The sequence below is a fragment of the Brevibacterium sp. UCMA 11754 genome (genome assembly GCF_021532275.1).
Classification (GTDB): domain Bacteria; phylum Actinomycetota; class Actinomycetes; order Actinomycetales; family Brevibacteriaceae; genus Brevibacterium.
Map to the genome: position 1 here is coordinate 37,916 of NZ_JACBOT010000036.1, position 20,010 is coordinate 57,925.

Annotated in this window: 19 protein-coding genes; 10 read left to right on the forward strand and 9 right to left on the reverse strand. The window is 61.8% G+C overall.

The annotated features are described in order from the left end of the window. Position 1: 1 nt before the first annotated feature. Positions 2–1,450, forward strand: coding sequence for an amidase (locus tag HX613_RS20350; RefSeq protein ID WP_235346987.1), 1,449 nt, complete (start codon positions 2–4; stop codon positions 1,448–1,450). Here HX613_RS20350 and HX613_RS20355 read toward each other — a convergent pair. Beyond that, the gene (locus HX613_RS20355; RefSeq protein WP_235346988.1) at positions 1,426–1,707 is read right to left on the reverse strand and encodes a 4a-hydroxytetrahydrobiopterin dehydratase; all 282 of its coding nucleotides are present in this window, start codon (positions 1,705–1,707) and stop codon (positions 1,426–1,428) included. The genes HX613_RS20350 and HX613_RS20355 overlap by 25 nt on opposite strands. A gap of 198 nt (positions 1,708–1,905) precedes the next feature. Here HX613_RS20355 and HX613_RS20360 point away from each other — a divergent pair, with 198 nt between their 5' ends. Further along, positions 1,906–2,421 (forward strand): ferritin, encoded by a 516-nt coding sequence (locus tag HX613_RS20360; RefSeq protein WP_235346989.1) that lies wholly within the window; start codon positions 1,906–1,908, stop codon positions 2,419–2,421. 127 nt (positions 2,422–2,548) lie between these two features. Here HX613_RS20360 and HX613_RS20365 read toward each other — a convergent pair whose 3' ends face one another. Continuing rightward, entirely contained in the window at positions 2,549–3,484 is a 936-nt protein-coding gene (locus HX613_RS20365; RefSeq protein ID WP_235346990.1) for an AEC family transporter, read from the reverse strand. 83 nt (positions 3,485–3,567) lie between these two features. Between HX613_RS20365 and HX613_RS20370 the strand changes: the two genes are divergently transcribed. Then, on the forward strand, positions 3,568–4,032 hold the full coding sequence (locus HX613_RS20370) for an Hsp20/alpha crystallin family protein (RefSeq protein WP_235346991.1): 465 nt from the start codon (positions 3,568–3,570) through the stop codon (positions 4,030–4,032). A 95-nt stretch (positions 4,033–4,127) separates the two neighbouring features. Here the strand turns inward: HX613_RS20370 and HX613_RS20375 are convergent, their stop codons facing one another. After that, positions 4,128–4,847: a class I SAM-dependent methyltransferase gene (locus HX613_RS20375; protein ID WP_235346992.1), complete on the reverse strand. Its 720-nt coding sequence runs from the start codon at positions 4,845–4,847 to the stop codon at positions 4,128–4,130. Positions 4,848–4,997: 150 nt separating this feature from the next. Between HX613_RS20375 and HX613_RS20380 the strand changes: the two genes are divergently transcribed. Beyond that, complete coding sequence (locus HX613_RS20380) at positions 4,998–6,257, forward strand: aminotransferase class I/II-fold pyridoxal phosphate-dependent enzyme (RefSeq protein ID WP_235346993.1); 1,260 nt, start codon at positions 4,998–5,000, stop codon at positions 6,255–6,257. A 96-nt stretch (positions 6,258–6,353) separates the two neighbouring features. Here the strand turns inward: HX613_RS20380 and HX613_RS20385 are convergent, their stop codons facing one another. Genes HX613_RS20385 through HX613_RS20395 form a run of 3 tightly spaced genes read right to left on the reverse strand, consistent with a single transcriptional unit; the run spans position 6,354 to position 11,149 of the window. Continuing rightward, complete coding sequence (locus HX613_RS20385) at positions 6,354–7,208, reverse strand: 3-hydroxybutyryl-CoA dehydrogenase (protein ID WP_235346994.1); 855 nt, start codon at positions 7,206–7,208, stop codon at positions 6,354–6,356. A gap of 40 nt (positions 7,209–7,248) precedes the next feature. Beyond that, the gene (locus HX613_RS20390) at positions 7,249–7,755 is read right to left on the reverse strand and encodes a peptide deformylase (protein ID WP_235346995.1); all 507 of its coding nucleotides are present in this window, start codon (positions 7,753–7,755) and stop codon (positions 7,249–7,251) included. Beyond that, complete coding sequence (locus tag HX613_RS20395; RefSeq protein ID WP_235346996.1) at positions 7,748–11,149, reverse strand: pyruvate carboxylase; 3,402 nt, start codon at positions 11,147–11,149, stop codon at positions 7,748–7,750. The genes HX613_RS20390 and HX613_RS20395 overlap by 8 nt, the downstream gene beginning before the upstream one ends. Before the next feature lie 175 nt (positions 11,150–11,324). Here HX613_RS20395 and HX613_RS20400 point away from each other — a divergent pair, with 175 nt between their 5' ends. Further along, positions 11,325–12,134, forward strand: coding sequence for a ParA family protein (locus HX613_RS20400; protein WP_235346997.1), 810 nt, complete (start codon positions 11,325–11,327; stop codon positions 12,132–12,134). 333 nt (positions 12,135–12,467) lie between these two features. Here HX613_RS20400 and HX613_RS20405 read toward each other — a convergent pair whose 3' ends face one another. Next, the gene (locus tag HX613_RS20405) at positions 12,468–13,049 is read right to left on the reverse strand and encodes a MerR family transcriptional regulator (protein WP_198396151.1); all 582 of its coding nucleotides are present in this window, start codon (positions 13,047–13,049) and stop codon (positions 12,468–12,470) included. A gap of 239 nt (positions 13,050–13,288) precedes the next feature. After that, on the reverse strand, positions 13,289–14,068 hold the full coding sequence (locus HX613_RS20410) for a lysophospholipid acyltransferase family protein (protein WP_235346998.1): 780 nt from the start codon (positions 14,066–14,068) through the stop codon (positions 13,289–13,291). 86 nt (positions 14,069–14,154) lie between these two features. Here HX613_RS20410 and HX613_RS20415 point away from each other — a divergent pair, with 86 nt between their 5' ends. The 3 genes from HX613_RS20415 to HX613_RS20425 are packed head-to-tail and all read left to right on the forward strand — an operon-like array spanning position 14,155 to position 17,203. Beyond that, positions 14,155–14,946, forward strand: a complete 792-nt coding sequence (locus tag HX613_RS20415; RefSeq protein ID WP_235346999.1) for an alpha/beta hydrolase — start codon at positions 14,155–14,157, stop codon at positions 14,944–14,946. A gap of 29 nt (positions 14,947–14,975) precedes the next feature. Continuing rightward, positions 14,976–15,398 (forward strand): hypothetical protein, encoded by a 423-nt coding sequence (locus tag HX613_RS20420; RefSeq protein ID WP_235347000.1) that lies wholly within the window; start codon positions 14,976–14,978, stop codon positions 15,396–15,398. Between the two features lie 59 nt (positions 15,399–15,457). Beyond that, positions 15,458–17,203, forward strand: a complete 1,746-nt coding sequence (locus HX613_RS20425; RefSeq protein ID WP_235347001.1) for a DEDD exonuclease domain-containing protein — start codon at positions 15,458–15,460, stop codon at positions 17,201–17,203. Here the strand turns inward: HX613_RS20425 and trpD are convergent. Further along, positions 17,171–18,292 carry an anthranilate phosphoribosyltransferase gene (gene trpD / locus HX613_RS20430; protein WP_235347002.1) on the reverse strand — a complete coding sequence of 374 codons (1,122 nt, stop codon included), beginning with the start codon at positions 18,290–18,292 and terminating at the stop codon, positions 17,171–17,173. The two genes, HX613_RS20425 and trpD, sit on opposite strands and share 33 nt — an antisense overlap. Before the next feature lie 216 nt (positions 18,293–18,508). Here trpD and ctaE point away from each other — a divergent pair, with 216 nt between their 5' ends. Both ctaE and qcrC read left to right on the forward strand, forming a co-directional pair. After that, positions 18,509–19,147: an aa3-type cytochrome oxidase subunit III gene (ctaE, locus tag HX613_RS20435; protein WP_442862626.1), complete on the forward strand. Its 639-nt coding sequence runs from the start codon at positions 18,509–18,511 to the stop codon at positions 19,145–19,147. 57 nt (positions 19,148–19,204) lie between these two features. Then, positions 19,205–19,990 (forward strand): cytochrome bc1 complex diheme cytochrome c subunit, encoded by a 786-nt coding sequence (gene qcrC, locus HX613_RS20440; RefSeq protein ID WP_235347003.1) that lies wholly within the window; start codon positions 19,205–19,207, stop codon positions 19,988–19,990. Positions 19,991–20,010: the final 20 nt, after the last annotated feature.

Below are 20,010 nucleotides of genomic sequence, written 5' to 3' on the forward strand. Positions count from 1 at the left end.
GGTGAGCGAGGAACTGCGCTGGTTGTCCACCCGTGAGTTGGCAGCCAAGATCGCGACGAAGGAGATCTCCGCCCGGGAGGCTCTCAACGATCATCTGGCCCGCATCGATGCCCTCAACCCGGCCATCAATGCGGTTGTCACCCGTGATGACGAAGCCGCGCTGGCACGTGCCGGCGCGGCTGACGAGGCGGTGGCAAAAGGCGAGCCGATCGGACCGCTGCACGGAGTGCCGATGACGCACAAGGACACACACGACACCGCGGGACTGCGCACCACCTGGGGCTCGCCCATCATGGCTGATCGCGTTCCGGACTCGGACTCGCTGATCATCTCTCGTCTCAAGGCCGCAGGTGTCAACACGACGGGCAAGACCAACGTTCCGGAATTCGCGGCGGGTTCCCACACCTTTAACCCGGTCTTCGGCACCACGGTCAATCCCTATGACACGTCCAAATCTGCGTCGGGTTCATCCGGAGGAGTCGGCGCAGTCTTAGCCGCCGGCATCCAGGCCTCTGGAGATGGCTCGGACATGGGAGGGTCGCTGCGCTCCCCCGCCTCGTTCAACAATGTCGTGGGCTTCCGCCCCTCGAATGGGCGAATCCCGCACACGCTTCCCGGCAACCCGTTCGCATGGCTGGCACAGAGCGGCTTCATGGCGCGCACGGTCTCCGATGTGGCGCTGACGATGAGTGCGGCGGCCGGACCAGAGCCTGGCGGACCTCGTTCGATCGGCGAGCCGGGCAGCGTCTTCGATCTGCCCGAGTTCGGCCTGGGAGCCGACATCGAACCAGACCTCAGCGGTGTGAAGATCGGATTCAGCCCGGACCTGAATGGGCTGCTTCCCGTTGAGAGCGAGGTGCACGAGATCGTGGCAGGCACAGCCGACGTGCTCTCCTCACTCGGGGCGGGCGTCGTCGACACGATCCCCAACCTCGGCGATGCCGATGAGGTCTTCAACGTTCGTCGCGCGCTGGATTTCGTCTATTCCTGGGGTCCTCTGCTCGAGAAGCATCCGGATCAGATCAAGGAATCCGTGGTCTGGAACATTGAGATGGGACTCAAGCTCACCGGCGCCGAGGTGGTCTCCGCCGACCGTGCTCGTGCGCGTCTGCATGGAGAGATCGAGTGGTTCTTCGGAGAGCACGATCTCCTGGTGCTCACCACCTGCCAAGTACTTCCGTTCGACTCGACGATCGAATATCCCACAGAGATCAACGGGGTCGGGCTCGAGAACTATCTCGATTGGATGCGGGCCCTGTGTCTCATCTCGGCCACCGGCTGCCCGGCGATCTCCGTGCCTGCCGGCTTTTCGATCTCAGGGCTGCCGGTAGGCGTCCAGCTCGTCGCGAAGCCGGGTGCTGACGTGGATCTGCTGCGCATGGCGCACGCCTTCGAAGCAGCGACGCAGATCCATCGCCGCCACCCTCAGCCCTCGGTGTCGACGCCCTGAGCCTGTGCGATCTGGGAGATCTCAGCGGCCAGATCGATGTCCTTGTCGGTGATCGACCCGGCATCGTGAGTGGTCAGGGAGATGTCCACGTGTGGGAACCGCAGGTCCACATCCGGGTGGTGGCCTGCGGCTTCCGCCGCGTCGGCGATTGCGTTGATGAACGTGACTCCGCTGACGAAGGATCCCGTCAGGAATCGTGCATGGAGTGCGTCGTCGGCTGACTGCCATTGCGTGAGTTCGTCGATTCGATCCTGCATGGATCCAGCTTGGCACCGGCCGGAGCTGCATGTCCATAGTCACGGCATCGACAATCTCGCCGAATCTGCTGGGTCAGGTATGCCATGCCTCATCATTGTTTGCCGAGCCTTCCCACACTGGAACCGTTCTAGAAAAGGTGTCAGGCTATGGAACATGAGGACGGAATGAATCCGTCTCGTATCGCGAAGGAGAAACATATGCAGTTGAGCCCCGCTATGCAGAAGGTCCTCGGCGAGCAGGTCACCCTCGAGCTCGAGGCGTCGATGGTCTACCTGCAGCTGTCCATCCAGCTCGACGACCTCGACCTTCCCGGAATGACCCGCTGGATGCGTGCGCAGTCCGAAGAGGAGCAGGTCCACGCCGCGAAGTTCATCCAGCACTGCCAGGATCGCGACTTCGCTCCCCAGATCGGTGACATCGCTGCTCCGAAGGTCTCGGGCTCACAGCCCATCGACTACTTCAAGGCAGCTTTGGCACATGAGGAGAAGGTCTCCGAGTCGATCCGCAATCTGTACCGTACCGCGCAGTCGGAAGGCGACCTCGACGTCCTGCCGCTCCTGCACTGGTTCATCGATGAGCAGGTCGAAGAGGAATCGACCATCTCGGAGATCATCGGTCGCCTGGACCATGTCGCAGACAGCGGTTCCGGACTGCTCCGGATCGATTCCGAGCTCGGATCACGTCACCCTGAAATCAAGGCCGACAACGAGTGATCGACAGAATCTGATCATCGACGAGTGACCGTTGGTCACAGTCGGACCTGCTGAGAGCGGCCGGACCCCATTGTGGGGTTCGGCCGCTCTCGTCCCTCTCAGCTCTCTAGGTACGAAGTCGGTGTCCTCAGGCTCCGAGCACAGCTTGGGAGACGAGCAGGACAAAGGGAAGAGTCAGAAGCATGAGAACGGTCTGCATCGCGATGAGGGCGGCCATCAGCTCCGAATTTCCACCCAGCTGGCGGGCCATGACATAACCGGAACTTGCCGTGGCGATCGACTGGAAGATCATGGCGACCAGAGCAGGCGTGGTGGGAACGTCGAGCAGGACCAGGCCGAGCAAGGTCAGCGCAGGCAAGATGATGAGCTTGGTCACGGTGGAAGTGACCATGGCGGCCACCTGCGCCCGCAACGGGAACCGCCGCAGACCCGCGCCGACGCACAGGAGTCCGACCGGCAGAGCCGCGGCTGCCAGCGGAGACAGGACCGAGTCGACGACATCCGGAACTTGTGCGCCGGTGAGATTGAACAGTCCCCCGGCCGCGCACCCGATGACCAGCGGATTCGTTACGACGACGCGGAGGATCCCGACAATGGAGCTGGGGCCGGTACGCAGAAACTCGAATCCGAGGCTGGATACGATATTCACCGTTGGTACGAGAACGGCCGCGACGATGGCGGCCATGGCACCGCCTTCGGCCCCGAACAGACTCGCCGATATCGACAGTCCTATATACGTGTTGAATCGAATCCCACCCTGCAGCACCGAGGTGAAGGACGGCAGGTCACGAGCCACGAACCGGCGCAGCACAATGATGAGGATCGACATGAGCACTGTCGGGGCGATGAGGCCTGCCGTCAGCCGCCCGAGCGGAACATGTGCGACGCTGACCTCGGCGACCGAGGAGAACAGCAGCACGGGCAGCAGAACATAGTAGGCGAGTTTCTCCGCTCCTGACCAGAATTCGGAATTCGTGAAACCTGGGAGTCGTTTGAGTCCGCTGCCGCCGATGATCAAGACAGCGACGGGAACAAGGGCGAGAAGAACCGGAACGAGACTCACGTGACTGAGAATTTCATGAGATGGGAATCATTTCAAAGTTGAGTGTGTTTGACTCAATGTAACGACCTAATGAAAGGAAGCTCATGGCTACACGTTTTGACCCCATCCGTGACCTCGATCGATTCTTCTCGGAAGTGACTCGCACCCCGAACTCCACTTCGCTTCCCATGGATCTCTACCGCGACGGAGAGGTCTTCGTCGCACGTATCGATATGCCGGGTGTGGATCCATCCAGCATCGATGTCGACGTCGAGGATCGTACGCTGACGGTTCGCGCTCAGCGACAGTCCGAGGTCGCGGACAAGGATGTGAAATGGCTGACCCGGGAACGTACGACCGGCACCTACGCCCGCCAGCTCACCCTCGGCAACAGGGTCGCACTCGACCGGATCCAGGCTGACTACCAAGACGGCGTGCTGTCGCTGACAATCCCCGTGGCGGAAGAAGCTCGTCCACGCAAGATCAACGTCTCACACTCCAGCCCCACCAGAGTCACCGAGGTCGTCGAAACCTCTCCAGCGCAGGATGAGAATCCGGCTGGCGCCTGATCGACCGGCTCAACCGTTGAAAGCGGGTCGCACCAATCGGTGCGGCCCGCTTCTTCAGGCTGAGAGCATGTGTCCTCCCTGAAGTTCGCTGTGGCTCAGCCGTGAGACCGGAGAACGTAGGCCAGACACATGTACGGCAGGTCAAGCTCACCGTCGAAAGGCCGTTCGACGGAGAAGTACTCACGGAGATTCGACTCGACCCGTGACCTCGTCGTCTGGTTCGAACGCAGCCAATAGGAACGGGTCCTGGCCAGATCGACGATGCCCCTGAACGAGAGCGGCGTGGTGAATTCGACCAACTCATGGTCGATGAGGTCGAAGCCTGCAGGGCTCGGACGGTACGCGGGACGGTACACGTCGCCCGCGTGCATGATCCGACTCAGACGCAGCACCCAATCCCTACGCACATCGAGCTGATTGATGAGGATGATCAGATGCCCATGGGGCCGTAGAATTCGTTTGATCTCGGTCGCAGCCGCCGCTTCGTCAAACCAGTGCCAGGCCTGTGCCACGGTGACGATATCGACACAGGCGTCGGGCAGACCCGTATCCTCTGCACTGCCCACGAGACTTCGCGCGGGATTGTTGGCCAACGCCACCTCGTCGGGATCGATGGCGATCACATTCGCACCGCGGTCAAGCAGCGCACTGCTGAGAATGCCCGTCCCAGCACCCAGGTCACAGATCTCGAGAGTGCTCCACTCTCTGCTCACCAAGTTGATGGCGGCATCGGGATACCGGGGACGCACTTCGTCATAGACGCCCGCCAGCTGGCCGAAGTCGCGTCCATGAGCTGCCTGCGCGCGTGGTCTCACAGTTCGCCCACCCTGACTCGTGAAGTTGATCGATCGTGGTCAACTCTAACTCGTCGTCAAAGCCCCTTGCGCCCGCGGTGCTGCCCGCACCTGGACCGGGAAGTGACTAGGATGGTCGTACCGGTCAAACAACAGTGACAAGGAGCATCGATGTCCCCCACGTCCGAGCTGCAGGCAGAGCTGGAGAGCGCTTCCGGCGCCTATGAGGAATTCGCTTCCCGCGGATTGAAACTCGATATCACCCGAGGCAAGCCGGCAAGCGCGCAACTCGACCTGGCGGCAGACCTTCTGACAGCGGTGACACCCGATGACGTCTTGACTCCCAGCGGAGTCGATACCCGCAACTACGGCGGATTGGACGGAATCGTCGAGCTGCGTGAACTCTTCTCCCCTCTGCTCAAGATCCCTGCGAACCAATTGCTGGCTGGCGGCAACGCCTCACTGACGCTCATGGCCCAGGCCCTGACCTTTGCTCTCATGCACGGCACCGTCGGTGATTCACGACCCTGGGGCCAGGGACCTCACAAGCTCATCTGCCCGGTCCCCGGCTACGACCGACACTTCACGCTGGCCGAGTCGCTGGGCTTCGAACTCCTCAGCATCCCCATGGACTCCGAAGGCCCAGTCGTCGCCGAGGCCCAGCGTCTGGCAGAGGACGAGACGGTCAAAGGCATGTGGTTGGTGCCCATGTACTCGAACCCGACAGGCATCACCATCACCGAAGAACGAGCGAAAGAGCTCGCTGCGATGCCGGCAGCGGCACCCGATTTCACGCTGCTGTGGGACAACGCATACGGACTCCACCACCTCCGGGACGAGCATCCCGAGGTTCTCGACATCCTCGACATCTGTGCCAAGGCCGGACACCCGGAACGCCCGTGGATCTTCGCCTCGACGTCGAAGATCACCCACGCGGGAGCCGGTGTCTCCTTCTTCGGTGCGGGTCCGGAGACGAGTGATTGGATCCGGGCGAATCTGTCGAAGATCTCGATCGGTCCCGACAAGGTCAACCAGCTGCGTCATCTGCGCTTCTTCTCCGATCCTGCGGGCGTGGAGGAGCACATGCGCCAGCACGCGAAGATCATCGCACCGAAGTTCGACGCTGTGCTGGACACCTTGGAACGGGAACTGGGCGGCAAGGAACTGGCGCAGTGGACTGAGCCGGACGGCGGCTACTTCATCACCCTGACGACGCTGGAAGGCACCGCGGACCGGGTCGTCAAATTGGCCGCCGAGGCGGGAGTCAAGCTGACCCCGGCCGGTGCCACCCATCCCTATGGAGTGGATCCACACAACAACGTCATCCGCATCGCTCCGACCATGCCGACAGTCGAAGACGTGGAATTGGCCGCGCAGGGGCTCGTGGCCTGTGTGAAGCTGGCCAGCTATGAGAAGCTCCTCGCCGGCTGAAGCCTCCGGCTCGCGGTGAGCAGTCTGAATACGAAGAACTCCTGGTCGGTGCAATCACCGACCAGGAGTTCTTCGTCTGTGCTGGTGCCTCTGGCCTCAGTACTCGTAGAAGCCGCGACCGGATTTGACTCCGAGCAGGCCGGCATCGACCATGCGTGAGAGCAGCACCGGAGGTTTGGCAGCAGGATCGCCGGTCTCCGAATAGATGCTCTCAGCCGCATACAGGCACGTGTCAAGACCCACCATGTCGGCAAGCTTGATCGGCCCCATCGGGTGCGCGCAGCCGCCCACCATTCCGGCATCGATGTCTTCCTTGATGGCGAACCCGGACTCGAGCATGCGAATTGCGCTGCACAGGTAAGGGATGAGCAGCGCATTGACGATGAACCCGGGACGGTCCTGGGCCTGGATCGGATTCTTGCCGAGCACCTCGGCGACGAACTCCGTGACCGTCGCACGCACCGAATCGGCGGTGAGCACGGAGGAGACGATCTCGACGAGCGGCTGAACCGGGGCCGGATTGAAGAAATGAACCCCGAGAACACGCTCCGGACGTGAGGTCGACTGTGCGAACCGGACGATCGGCATCGACGACGTATTCGAAGCGAGGATCGCCTCAGGATCAGTCACGACCTTGTCGAGTTCGGCGAAGATCGACTTCTTGATGTCCTCGTTCTCACTCGCGGCCTCAATGACCAGCTGACGATCGGAGAGTTCGCCGATGTCGGTGGTGAATCTCAGCCTGCCGAGGGCCGCGTCACGAGCCTCGGAATCGAGTTTGCCCTTCTCGACCGCACGGGCCAGTGACTTCTCGATGCGAGCACGGCCGGCTGCGGAGGCCTCGTCGTTGATCTCGCGGACAATGACGTCGAGACCCGACTTCGCGAGCACCTCGGCGATGCCGGCTCCCATGAGTCCGCTTCCGATGACTGCGGTGCGTTGAATGCTCATCTGCTGCTCCTTCTGTTGAAGTGTCTGTTCGTCATATGTGTCACGGCTGCCTGGCGAGGAACCAATCGGAACCGCGAATGGCCTTCATCGCCTCTCGCCGACGTTCCTTCGGCAGGGTCTGAACGTAGACCTGACCGTCGAGGTGCGCGACCTCGTGTTGGAGCATCTGTGCGAAGACCTCCGTGCCGGAGAGCTCCACCAGCGAGTTCTCCGCGTCCACACCGCGCACACGAGCGAACTCGTAGCGCGGTGTGGGGAAGAACAGACCCGGAACCGAGAGACAGCCTTCCTCGATGTCGCGCAGCTCTCCTGCGACCTCAACGACCTCGGGGTTGATGACATACCCCGTTCGGCCGTCGAGGTCATAGCCGAATGCCCGCACGCCCACACCGATCTGCGGGGCCGCCACAGCGGCCCGACCCTCCGGCAGAGACGTGTCCACGAGGTCCTGGGCCAAAGCCTTGAGCCCCTCGTCGAAGACGGTGACCGGTGCGCACGGACTACGCAGCACCGGATCACCCCACAGGCGGATATCGCGCTCAGCCATCGATGACCACGACGAGGTCGCCGCCTTCAAGCTGCTGCACGTTGCCGATGGCGATTCGGGAGACGGTGCCGGCCGTCTGTGTGGTGATGGAGGCCTCCATCTTCATGGCCTCGATCGTCGCGACTGTTGCGCCGGCTTCGACCCGGTCCCCCTCTGCGACCTGCAGTGTGACTACGCCGGCGAACGGGCTTGCCACGTGGCCGGAGTTCGACGGATCGGCCTTCTCCGCGGTCTTGACGTCGCTTTCGACCGCACGGTCGCGAACCTGCAGCGGTCGCAGCTGACCGTTGAGGGTGAACATCACCGATCGCATGCCGCGCTCGTCCGTGCCGCTGATTGCCTGCACCCCGATGAGGAGGTCCTTGCCCTTCGACAGCTCAACCGCGTGCTCCTCGCCCGCAGTCAGACCGTAGAGGTATTCCGAGGTCTCAACGACGGACAGGTCGCCGTAGTTGGCTCGCATCTGCTCGAACTCCCTGGTCGGTCCGGGGAACAGAAGCGAATTGAGCTTGGCCTGACGTGCGGCGCCCGGCGTCTCCAAGGCAGCAGCATCCTCTGCCGGGAGATCCTCGGACACAGCCTTGTGTTTGCGCCCTGCAAGGGCTTTCGTGCGGAACGGCTCGGGCCATCCGCCTGGAGGATCACCGAGGTCGCCGTTGAGGAAGCCGATCACCGAGTCCGGAATGTCGAACTTGTCCGGATTCTCTGCGAACTCCTTAGGATCGACGCCGGCGCCCACGAGGTGAAGCGCGAGGTCGCCGACGACCTTGGACGAGGGCGTGACCTTGACGAGGTGGCCGAGGATCGCGTCCGCTGCCGCATACATGCGTTCGATATCCTCGAACCGCTCCCCCAGACCCAGCGCTACGGCCTGCTGGCGCAGGTTGGACAGCTGTCCACCCGGGATCTCGTGGCGGTAGACACGGCCGGTCGGTCCGGCCAGCCCGGATTCGAATGGGGCATAGACCTTCCGGACGGACTCCCAGTACGGTTCGAGGTCGCTGACCGCGTTCAGGCTGATCTGGGTGTCGCGTTCGGTGTTCTCAAATGCTGCGACCAGTGCCGACAGGCTCGGCTGACTGGTGGTTCCGGCCATGGAGGCAGATGCCGCATCGACCGCGTCGGCACCGGCTGCAGCTGCAGCGCAGAGCGTGGCCAACTGACCACCGGCGGTGTCGTGGGTGTGGACGTGGACAGGCAGGTCGAAGTTCTCCCGCAGCGCCTTGACGAGTTTCGTCGCAGCGGCAGGGCGAAGGAGTCCGGCCATGTCCTTGATCGCGAGCACATGGGCACCGGCCGCGACGATCTCTTCTGCGAGCTTCAGGTAGTAGTCGAGCGTGTAGAGCTCTTCTCGCGGATCGAGGATGTCGGAGGTATAGCACAGGGCAACCTCGGCGACGGTGGTGTTCGTGGCCCGAACCGCCTCGATTGCCGGACGCATCTGTTCGACGTCGTTGAGGGCGTCGAAGATGCGGAAGATGTCGATGCCGGTGCGCGCAGCCTCATCGACGAAGGCATCGGTGACCTGGGTCGGGTACGGAGTGTAGCCGACGGTGTTGCGACCGCGCAGCAGCATCTGGAGATTGATGTTGGGCACAGCCGAGCGCAGTGCGGCCAATCGCTCCCAGGGATCCTCGCCGAGGAAGCGCAGCGCCACATCATAGGTCGCACCTCCCCAGGCTTCGATGCTGAGCAGCTCCGGCGTCATCCGGGACACATGCCCGGCGACGGCCAGCAGATCACGGGTGCGCACTCGGGTCGCCAGCAGAGACTGGTGAGCGTCGCGGAATGTGGTGTCCGTGACGGCCAACGGAGTCTGGCTCCGCAGTGCCTGAGCGAAACCGGTCGGGCCGACCTCGAGGAGCCGATCGCGGCTTCCAGGCGTCGGATCCGTGTCGAGATCGATATCGGGAAGCTTCTCCCCCGGACGGATGCGCAGGCGGGGATCGCCATTGGGACGGTTGACGGTGACGTCGGCCAGGTAGTCGAGGATCTTCGAACCGCGATCCGCGCTGACACGAGCGTCGAGCAGATGTGGGCGCTCTTCGATGAATGAGGTTGCGAGATCTCCGGCGATGAATGACTCATCTTCGAGCACGGCCCGCAGGAACCCGATGTTCGACGATACGCCGCGGATTCGGAACTCGGCCAGGGCGCGTCGTGCACGAGAGATTGCCTGCTCGAAGTCGCGACCACGGCAAGTGAGTTTGACCAGCATCGAGTCGAAGTGCGCGCTGACTACGGCTCCTGCGTGGACTGTTCCACCGTCGAGCCTGACACCGGCGCCGCCGGCAGAACGGTAGGCAGTGATGGTTCCAGTGTCGGGACGGAAGGCGTTCGCCGGGTCTTCAGTGGTGATGCGGCACTGGAGGGCAGCACCCTTGATTCGCATGTCGTCCTGAGCCAGGCCGATCTCTGCCAGGGTCTCCCCTGCTGCGACACGCATCTGAGACGCGACCAGATCGACGTCAGTGATCTCTTCTGTCACCGTGTGTTCGACTTGAATGCGCGGGTTCATCTCGATGAAGACGTGCTGACCCTTGCGCGGGCCGTCGGTCTCGAGGAGGAACTCGACGGTTCCGGCGTTCTGGTAGCCCAGTGCCGCAGCGAATTTCAGAGCATCTGCGTGCAGTGCGTCGGCGATGGCCGGGTCCAGGTTCGGCGCCGGTGCGATCTCGACGACCTTCTGATGACGACGCTGAACAGAGCAGTCGCGTTCGAAGAGATGAATCGCATTCGAGTCGTTGTCGGCAAGGACCTGGACCTCGATGTGACGCGGACGCTGCACGGCCTGTTCGATGAAGACCGTGGGATCGCCGAAAGCGCCTTCGGCTTCGCGCATCGCAGCCTTGAGCGCATCCTCCAGCTGTGAGGACTCGGCAACTCGGCGCATTCCGCGTCCGCCGCCGCCGGCCACAGCCTTGACGAAGAGCGGGTACTCCATGGAGTCCGCATCGGCCAGCAGCTGAGCGATGTCAGCGGAGGGACGGGTCGAATCGAGCACGGGAATACCGGCATTGCGTGCCGCAGTCAGAGCCTGCACCTTGTTGCCGGCAAGTTCGAGCACGTCGGCCTTGGGACCGATGAACGTGATTCCTGCCTCCTGGCAGGCTCGCGCCAAGTCGGGGTTCTCCGACAGGAAGCCGTAGCCGGGGTAGATGGCGTCGGCTCCCGATTCCTTGGCGACGCGCAGCATCTCTTCGACGCTGAGGTACGCGCGGACGGGGTGGCCTTCTTGGCCGATCATGTAGGCCTCATCGGCCTTCATTCGGTGTTCGGAGTTCCGATCCTCATAGGGGAAAACAGCGACAGTGGAGGCGCCGAGTTCGTACGCTGCACGGAATGCGCGAACGGCGATCTCTCCACGATTTGCCACAAGAACTTTAGAGAACATCTGTGTCTCTCACTTCTGTATCGATCGCCTAGGGGCGATAGTCGACGGGCTGTCGAGGAACCACTCTACTAAGTGACCCAGAGCACTCGAATACAGGGGGTCTGATTTCGACTGTGGTGCCACGCCCGGCGTGGTCGTGACTGCTCAGCCCGGTTGGATACGTTAACGTAGGAGGGTGCTTGTCCTAAGTATCAGCAGCCTCAAAGGCGGAGTCGGTAAGACGTCCGTGACACTCGGTCTTGCCTCGGCCGCATATAACCGAGGAATTCCGACCTTGGTCGTCGACATGGATCCGCAAGCGGACTCTTCGACCGGCCTTGATGTCCCGACCTCGACACGTGTCGATATCGCCGATGTGCTCGCTGCTCCCAAGTCCCAGAAAATCCTGTCCGAGGCGATCATCCCCTCCGGGTGGGTGGGTGACAAGCTCGGCCAGCTCGACGTGATCTCCGGCTCCCCCAGAGCTGCGGAGTTCGATCGACCCTCATTGTCCGAGAGGTACCTCCGGCGCCTTGAGGACGCACTGAGTCGCGTTGCCAAAGGGTACCGTCTGGTTCTCATCGACTGTCCGCCGAGTCTCAACGGGCTCACACGCACGGCGTGGACGGCCAGCAATCGGGTTGCGGTGGTGACCGAGCCCAGCCTGTTCTCCGTAGCAGCCGCGGATCGCGCCCTGCGGGCGGCAGACGAACTGCGCCAGCGAGGAACTTCGGATATCCAGCCACTGGGTCTCGTAGTGAACCGAGTTCGCGCCGGTTCGAACGAACATGACTATCGCATCACTGAGATGCGGGAGATGTTCGGGCCGTTGGTGCTCAATCCGCCATTGGCCGAACGTGCCGTGATGCAGCAGGCTCAGGGTTCTGCCCGTCCAATTCACACGTGGCCCGGGAAGCCGGCGGAGGAAGTTGCGACTTCATTCGACACCCTGCTGGAACGCGCTCTGCGCTCGGAGAACATCCGTTCGCGCAGCACCCCGAAGTAGTAGGACCGAAGCAGCAGTAGGCGTCGAACGCCACGTCCTGTGACAGCTGGGTCCTGTGACAGCTGGCTCGTCCGTGAGTCTTCCCGCTCATTTCCTTCAGCCTCAAACTCTTGAGCCATCAGACTCTGGGTCTGTTCAAGCCCTGGGTCTATTCAAGCTGCGGTCATTGACGGAATTGGGTGCCGAGTCTGTTGTGATGCCGAGATGCCTCGCGGCGAAGCCTGATTCTTCTTGATGAATATGAGTGTGGCCCGTCCTCCCGGACGGGCCACACTCATCAATCCCCCATGGTGTCCCGGTCAGGGACTGCCCGATATCCGGGCGATCAGCTGTTCAGCCGAGCTTCTGTGCTCTTCGCTGGGCGAGCTCATCCATTTCGATGACAGCGGAATCATCTTCGGGAAGACGTTCGCTCGGCAGTTCGGAGAGGCTGCCTTCAACCTCATTCCAGACACGCCCGACGGCAATGCCGAAGACGCCCTGCCCGCCCTGCAGAAGATCAACGACCTCATCGGGTGAGGTGCATTCGAAGACGCTGGCCCCATCGGACATCAGAGTGATCTGAGAGAGGTCCCGGACACCACGCGAACGCAGGTGGTCGACCGCAGTGCGGATCGACTGCAACCCGACGCCTGTGTCGAGAAGCCGCTTGACGATCTTGAGAACGAGGATGTCACGGAAGCTGTAGAGCCGCTGGCTGCCCGATCCCGTCGCGTTGCGAATCGACGGGGTCACCAGGTCGGTGCGCGCCCAATAGTCGAGGCGGCGGTAGCTGATGCCGACGACTTTGCACACGGTCGGGCCGCGGTAGCCGGCCTCCTCATCGAGGACTGGCAGATCGTCGTCGAACAACAGTCCTTGGGCGGCTGGTGGTATTGGCGTCGGCTCGACGCTTTCATGACTTGAGCGGTTCACACCGACTCCTCCTTATAGTCCCTGGGGGAAGCGAGGTCGCTTTGAAGAGCAGAGAACATAACCATTCTAGCTCTCTTCTCAGCGAACCTACAGTGGGATTCAACATCTCCAAGCTATTCTCCCGGGCCTTCCAGGACAAACACCTCAAGGTAACAATTTGCGCGTGTCGCCGTTATCGCAGTATTCGAACACATGATTCACGCACAGACTGACCGTTCGATACCCATCTGAGAGCCCGCTCAATCGGTCTCGCGCTGCGCTTGGTCGTCCTTGGCACCAGTGGAACCCTGCGGCTTGTCATCCTCGGACTTCCGATCCTCGGCCTTCTTGGGCTTGGCGCTGGTCAGGAGCTTCGTTTTGACGGTCGACGCGTACTTGTCGACGTACTCCTGGCCGGAGAGCCGCATGATCTCGTACATGATCTCGTCGGTGACGGATCGCAGCAGGAACCTGTCATTGGGAAGGCCCTCGTACTTCGAGAAATCCATGGCGGATCCGAAGACTATTCCGACCCGTCGAAACTTCGGGATCAGACGTCCAGGAGGCTGAATCTTGTCGGTGCCGATGATCGCGACGGGAATCACCGGGGCACCAGATTCGAGGACTAGGCGGGCGACGCCCGTGCGGCCGCGGTAGAGCTTGCCGTCCGGTGAACGTGTGCCCTCCGGATAGATGCCCAGAGAGTTCCCCTCTCTCAGAACCTTGAGCCCGGATTCCAGCGAGGCCTGAGAACCGGAACCCCCGGCTCTGTCCATCGGCAGTTGGTTGTTGAGTTTGAAGAACCACCGGGTGACGGCACCCTTGAGGCCGCGACCGGTGAAATAGTCCTTCTTCGCCAGATAGACGACAGGTCGGGGTGCTAGAAGAGGGACGAAGATCGAATCCATGAAGTGATTGTGGTTTCCCGCGATGATCGCGGGTCCGTCAGACGGGAGGTTGTCCAACCCGCGCACCCAGGGACGGAAGAGGATCCGCAGAATGGGTCCGGCCACGACTCGCTTGAGAAACCAGTAGAACACGAGCACCCTTCCCTGTCACGACTCTTTGTCGTCCTCGGACATCATATATCGACACCATCAACGCACATTCATGCCATGCTGAACCTATGGAGATCGACTACTCACCACAATCGGTGCCGACTGCACCTTACCGGCAGATTGTCCCGGACTCTGCGTCTGCGGTGCTGTTTCTCCATGGGATCACCGGTTCTCCGGCCGCGTGGTTCCCCATCGCCCGCAGCTTGAGCCATCATGGAATCAGCGTCAGCGTGCCGCTGCTTCCGGGCCACGGCACTCGGTGGCAGGACCTCAATTCCACGCCCTGGTCCGAATGGCTCGACGCAGCGAAGGCGGAGCTTCAGGCACTGTCTCGAACTCACACCCGGGTGGTGGTGGCAGGTCTGTCAATGGGTGGTGCCCTGGCATTGGCACTGGGCGCCGGGGACTCCCCTCCTGACGAGCTCGTGTTGATCAATCCTGCCCTTCACATCGATTCCCCGCTGACACCGTTTCTGCCCGTCCTCAAACACGTGGTCGCCTCTGTGCCGGCGATCGCCGGCGACATCGCACATCCGGATCGCTGCGAATACGCTTACGATCGCACCCCTGTCGCAGCTATCGCCTCGTTCGCTTCGGCACAGAGAACTCTTCGCGAGGACCTCTGGCGGATCGAATGCCCAGTCACCCTCTTCGTCTCCGGCCGCGACAGTGTGGTCGGGCCGCGGACCTTTCGAACCTTGCGATCGCGTCTGCCCCAGCGGCCGACGATCCAATCTCTGCGTCGATCCCAGCACGTAGCCACCTTGGACAATGACGCGGACACCATCGCCGAGGCGATCCTGGACAAGGCGACATCCGCCGATCGTTTCCCGGCAGGAACCCCCGGAACCGGGGAATAGAGACACCAAGAAGATTGCTGATAGAGGACATGGACGACGAGAAGAACGAGAACTGGCGTGATGAGGTTCCCGAGTCCGAGCGGCTCGGCGATTCTTCGCGCATCAGTGACAGTCACTGGGAGGATCTCGTCAATCAGATAGCAGAGCCCAGCGCCATGATGGGTGACATGCCTGTCGAAGAGGTCAGGGAGAGGCTCGAAGAGGAAGAGGGCTGGGAGCCCGGGCCAGCGGAACCCATCGGCTGGCGCACCGCCTCGCCGACTCTGATGCTCTCTGTGGTCGCGACGTTCGGCGCCGTCCTGCTGTTGGTACTCGGTGCGATCTTCTTCCGCCCACTGCCCGGCTGGTTTCTGTTGATCGGCATTGCAGTCGGCCTCGGTGGAGCAGTCGGCCTGTTCTTTCATCTCCCGACCAACCGTTCGCCCGACGGGGACAACGGCGCCTCGGTCTGATGCCGCAGTCGAACGTCGGACCCTCTCCTGCGTCAGGGGCGAGTGAAAGACTGGTGCGCATGTCCACCCCATTCGACCGAGCGCCGTCAGCAATCGCCTCCTCGCAGCTGTCGTTCGACAGTCTCGGCACTCCGCTCCATGAGGTCACTTTCGTGATAGTCGACCTGGAGACAACCGGTACAACCGCCGGAAAGTCAGAGATCACGGAGATCGGTGCGGTCAAGATGTGCGGCGGCGAGGTGCTCGGAGAATTTCAATCTCTGGTCAAGCCTGAGGAATCGGTGATCAGCCCGTTCGTGGCGAGACTGACCGGCATCACACATGCCATGGTCGATGATGCTCCCTCGATTCGCTCTGTGCTGCCGAGCTTTCTGGAATTCTCCGTCGGTGCGGTCCTGGTTGCGCACAATGCTCCCTTCGACATCGGCTTCCTCCGCTCCGCGTGTGAAAAGCTCGACTACCACTGGCCACAGCCGACTGTCCTCGACACCGTCACCCTGTCTCGGCGAGTAGTGAGTCGCGATGAGGTCCGCAATCACAAACTGTCGACTCTCGCCGCTCATTTCGGAACCGAAGTCTCCCCCGACCACCGGGCACTCTCCGATGCCAAGGCCACCGGAGAGCTGCTGCACCGGTTGCTGGAGCGATTCGGCGGCTATGGCATCACAACTCTCGAGGAGCTGGCCACGGTGCGCCAGGCCGGATGGGCGAAGCGCCAAGCCAAATCTCATCTGGCCAAGGGGGTTCCGGCCGAACCTGGCGTCTACATGTTCCTGGATGGAACTCGACGAGTCCTCTACATCGGCAAATCCGGCAATATGGCGCGCCGAGTCCGAAGCTACTTCAACGCTTCGGAGAACCGCGGTCGGATGGCTGAGATGATCACAGCAGCTCAGGAGGTCAGCTGCCTGCCATGCGCGCATGCGCTCGAGGCCGAGGTCAGAGAGATTCGGCTGATCGGAGAGCTCGCCCCGCCGTATAACCGTCGGTCGAAGAACCCCGAACGCAATTCCTGGATCGTTCTCAGCGATGAGGCATATCCGAGGTTGTCGGTCGTCCGTTCGAACACCGCATTGGAGAAGTCGCCCGCAACGCCCATGGGCCCGTTCCGGTCGCGCAAGACGGCGCAAGCGGTGAAGGAGCTTCTCGACACCCTCTATCCCGTCAAGCGATGCACGGCGAAGATCACCTCCGCCGATCTCGGATCGCACCGCCCGTGCGTCAGTTCCCAGGTCGGTCAGTGTGGGGGTCCCTGCGCCGGCGTGACCGACAGGCAGGAGTACCTGGACGACATCAGCGATCTGTTCGCGGTCATGGACGGTGACTACTCAACCCTGCGTGATCTGTGCACGCAGAGAATGTCGAGATTGGCCACCGAAGCCAGGTATGAGACAGCCGCCGAGGTGCGCGATGCCATGCGTTCGGAACTTGCAAACGCCGCACGGGCCGAGTCCGTGTGTGCTCTGCGAGATATCCCTGAGATCCTTGCGTACGCTCAGGGGCCCGAAGGAGGGTTCGATCTCGCCGTCATCCGATATGGGAAGCTGGCCGCCGCTGCACACTCCCGTGGCTCGCGGGGAATCGACGAGGCCTTTGTTGCCATTCGCGCGACCGCGGAATGGGTTCCTGCACCGGGGAAGCTTCCGGCAGCATCCGACTCTCTGGCGGAGGAGACCAGGCTCCTGTCCCAATGGCTGCAGTCGGCGACGCTGACCTCGATGCGGGGAGCTTGGTCGCTCCCCCGCACCGGGGCCAACTTCCACGCCCAGGAATCAGGAACGATTCGTCTCGGCGACCCTGTGTGAGACCGCGATGAGCTGGTCGAGCTTCTGCGCACCGAGGCCGGCGTCTACCGTTTCCTCTGCAATGGTCACCTTCGCCGCCAATCGCTCGGTCAGGCTGCCCACAGCAGACTCATCGGCTGCAACGAGTGCCGCTGCTGTATTGATGAGTACGATGTCGCGTACCGCTGACTTCTCTCCGTTGAGCACCGATCGGGTGATCTCAGCGTTCTGTTCGGGTCCGCCGCCACGCAGATCGTTCTTTGTGACACGTTCAAAGCCCAGGTCAAGGGCATCGAAGGTCATGTGTTCGACCTCGCCGTGACGAATCTCCCACACATCGTTGACGTCGGTGTTGCTCAGTTCGTCCAACCCGTCTCTCGAGCGGAACACGACTGCCTGGTGACCGCGCTTGGCCAAGGTTCCGACGACCAGAGGCGCCATCTGAGCATCAGCGACACCGATCGCGGTGTGACGGGCACGGGCCGGGTTCGTCAGCGGTCCGAGGATGTTGAACGCGGTCGGGACGCTGATCTGACGACGCACTGCCGCCACGAACTGCATCGACGGGTGGAAGACGTTGGCGAAGCAGAATGCCAGGCCGACTTCCTTCGCGATGATGCCTGTCTGTTCCGGGGTGATGTCGAAGCGGACGCCGAGAGCTTCGAGCACATCGGCGGAGCCGGAGGCTGATGACGTCGCACGGTTGCCATGCTTGACGACGCGCTGCCCGCTGGCGGAGATGATCATCGCTGCCGTTGAGGAGATGTTGGCCGTCTTCGCCCGATCGCCGCCGGTGCCGACGATGTCGACCGAATCCTCGAGACCCGGCAGCGGCACGGCGTGGTCCATCATCGCGGAGACCAAACCGGCTATCTCGGCGACGGTCTCGCCTTTTGTATGGTGTGCCACGAGAAATGCGGCCATTGTCACATCGGGCGTCTGTCCCGACATGATCTGGTCCATTGCCCACGCGGCGGCGGCCTCGTCGAGATCCTGCTGGTGCATGAGCGTCATGAGCAGATCGGGCCAGCTGTAGGTGGTGCCCTGGGGTGTGGTTCGGAGCCGGGAATCCTGTGTTTCCGGGCTTGTCGTACGCGGTGTCTCCGTCATCCGAATGAACTCTCCTTAAGGGACTTCCACCACCTCTGACTACGAGATGGAACTTACCTGCGGCATCCTATCCTGTCTTCGACACGCGGGGGCCGGGCGCTCCGAATACGAGATTCCGGCACCAAATCAAGGTTTTCGCTACACCGTGTAGAAAAATATTCACCGAAAGCTGGGTAAAAGATGAAAACTCACCCCGAGACGAGTAATAATGGGGTTGTGTCAACTGCCACTGCATATCAAACAGCGCCAGCACATCCGGTTGTCAATCGTCCGAATGTGACCACGGTGGGCTTCATCGTGTTCCTCGCGAGCGACCTGATGTTCTTTGCCGCGCTCTTCGCCATGTACTTCACCATTCGATCCGTCGTGCCGGAATTATGGGAGACCCAGACCGAGGTCCTCGACATTCCATATGCGCTCGGCAACACGCTCATTTTGGTGTCGTCTTCATTCACCTGCCAGCTGGGCGTCTTCGCAGCGGAGAAGTTCCGTCCCCGCCGGACGGGTTCTCTGTTCAACATCGCCAAATGGGGAATGGTCGAGTGGTTCTACCTCACCTTCCTCCTTGGTGCGGTCTTCGTCTCCGGCCAGGTGATGGAATACGCCACGCTGGTCAGCGAGGGCATCGCCATCAACACTGATGGCTATGGTTCCGTCTTCTACCTGACCACAGGGTTCCACGGTATTCACGTGACCATCGGACTCATCTGCTTCCTGCTTGTGATCGGACGAGCATATGGAGCCAAGAAGTTCGGTCATCATGAGGCTACCTTCGCGATCTGCGTGTCCTACTACTGGCACTTCGTCGACGTAGTCTGGGTGGGTCTCTTCGGAGTCATCTACCTGCTCCAGTAGTCGGCTCGAGATGCTCGGCCATTCGGACTTACAACATTCAAAGCAAAGGACGATCACGTGAAGCTTTTAGCAGATCGCCGCAGGCATCCAATGGCACTGGTTGTGCTGCTCTTGGTGGGCCTGCTGATGACTGGCGGAGCCTACGCCCTCTTCACACAGACCTCGAGCGCCAAGGCAGATACTGCCAGCGCATCGGATGTCGACGAAGGCAAGAAGCTCTTCGCTGCGAACTGTGCAACATGCCACGGACTCAACGGCGAGGGCTCGAAGGCCGGACCGGGTCTCATCGGAGTCGGTGCAGCGGCAGTTGACTTCCAGGTCGGAACCGGGCGCATGCCGCTGCAGTCCAATGGGCCGCAGGCACGTGTCAAGGAACCCCAGTTCGACGAAGAGCAGACAGCTCAGCTGGCCGCCTATGTCGCTTCGCTGGGCCCCGGCCCCTCAGTCCCTGAGGACAAAAACCTCGATGCGTCCAAGGGCGATCCTGCTGCAGGCGGCAGTCTCTTCCGCACCAACTGCGCCATGTGCCACAACGTGGTCGGCGCCGGCGGTGCTCTGACCCGAGGCAAATACGCACCGAACCTGGCGGATGTCTCCGAGAAGCACCTGTACGAAGCGATGCAGACCGGCCCGCAGAATATGCCAATCTTCAACGACGCGAACCTGACTCCCGATGACAAGCGCGACGTGATCGCCTATGTCAAAGAGGTTTCGGATACTCCCTCGCCCGGCGGTTTCAAGCTGGGATCCTTGGGGCCGGTGGCTGAAGGCCTCTTCATCTGGTTCTTCGGCCTCAGCGCAGTCATCGGACTGACAGTATGGCTGTCATCCAGGGCAAAGTGAGTCAGTCAATGTCGTTCAGT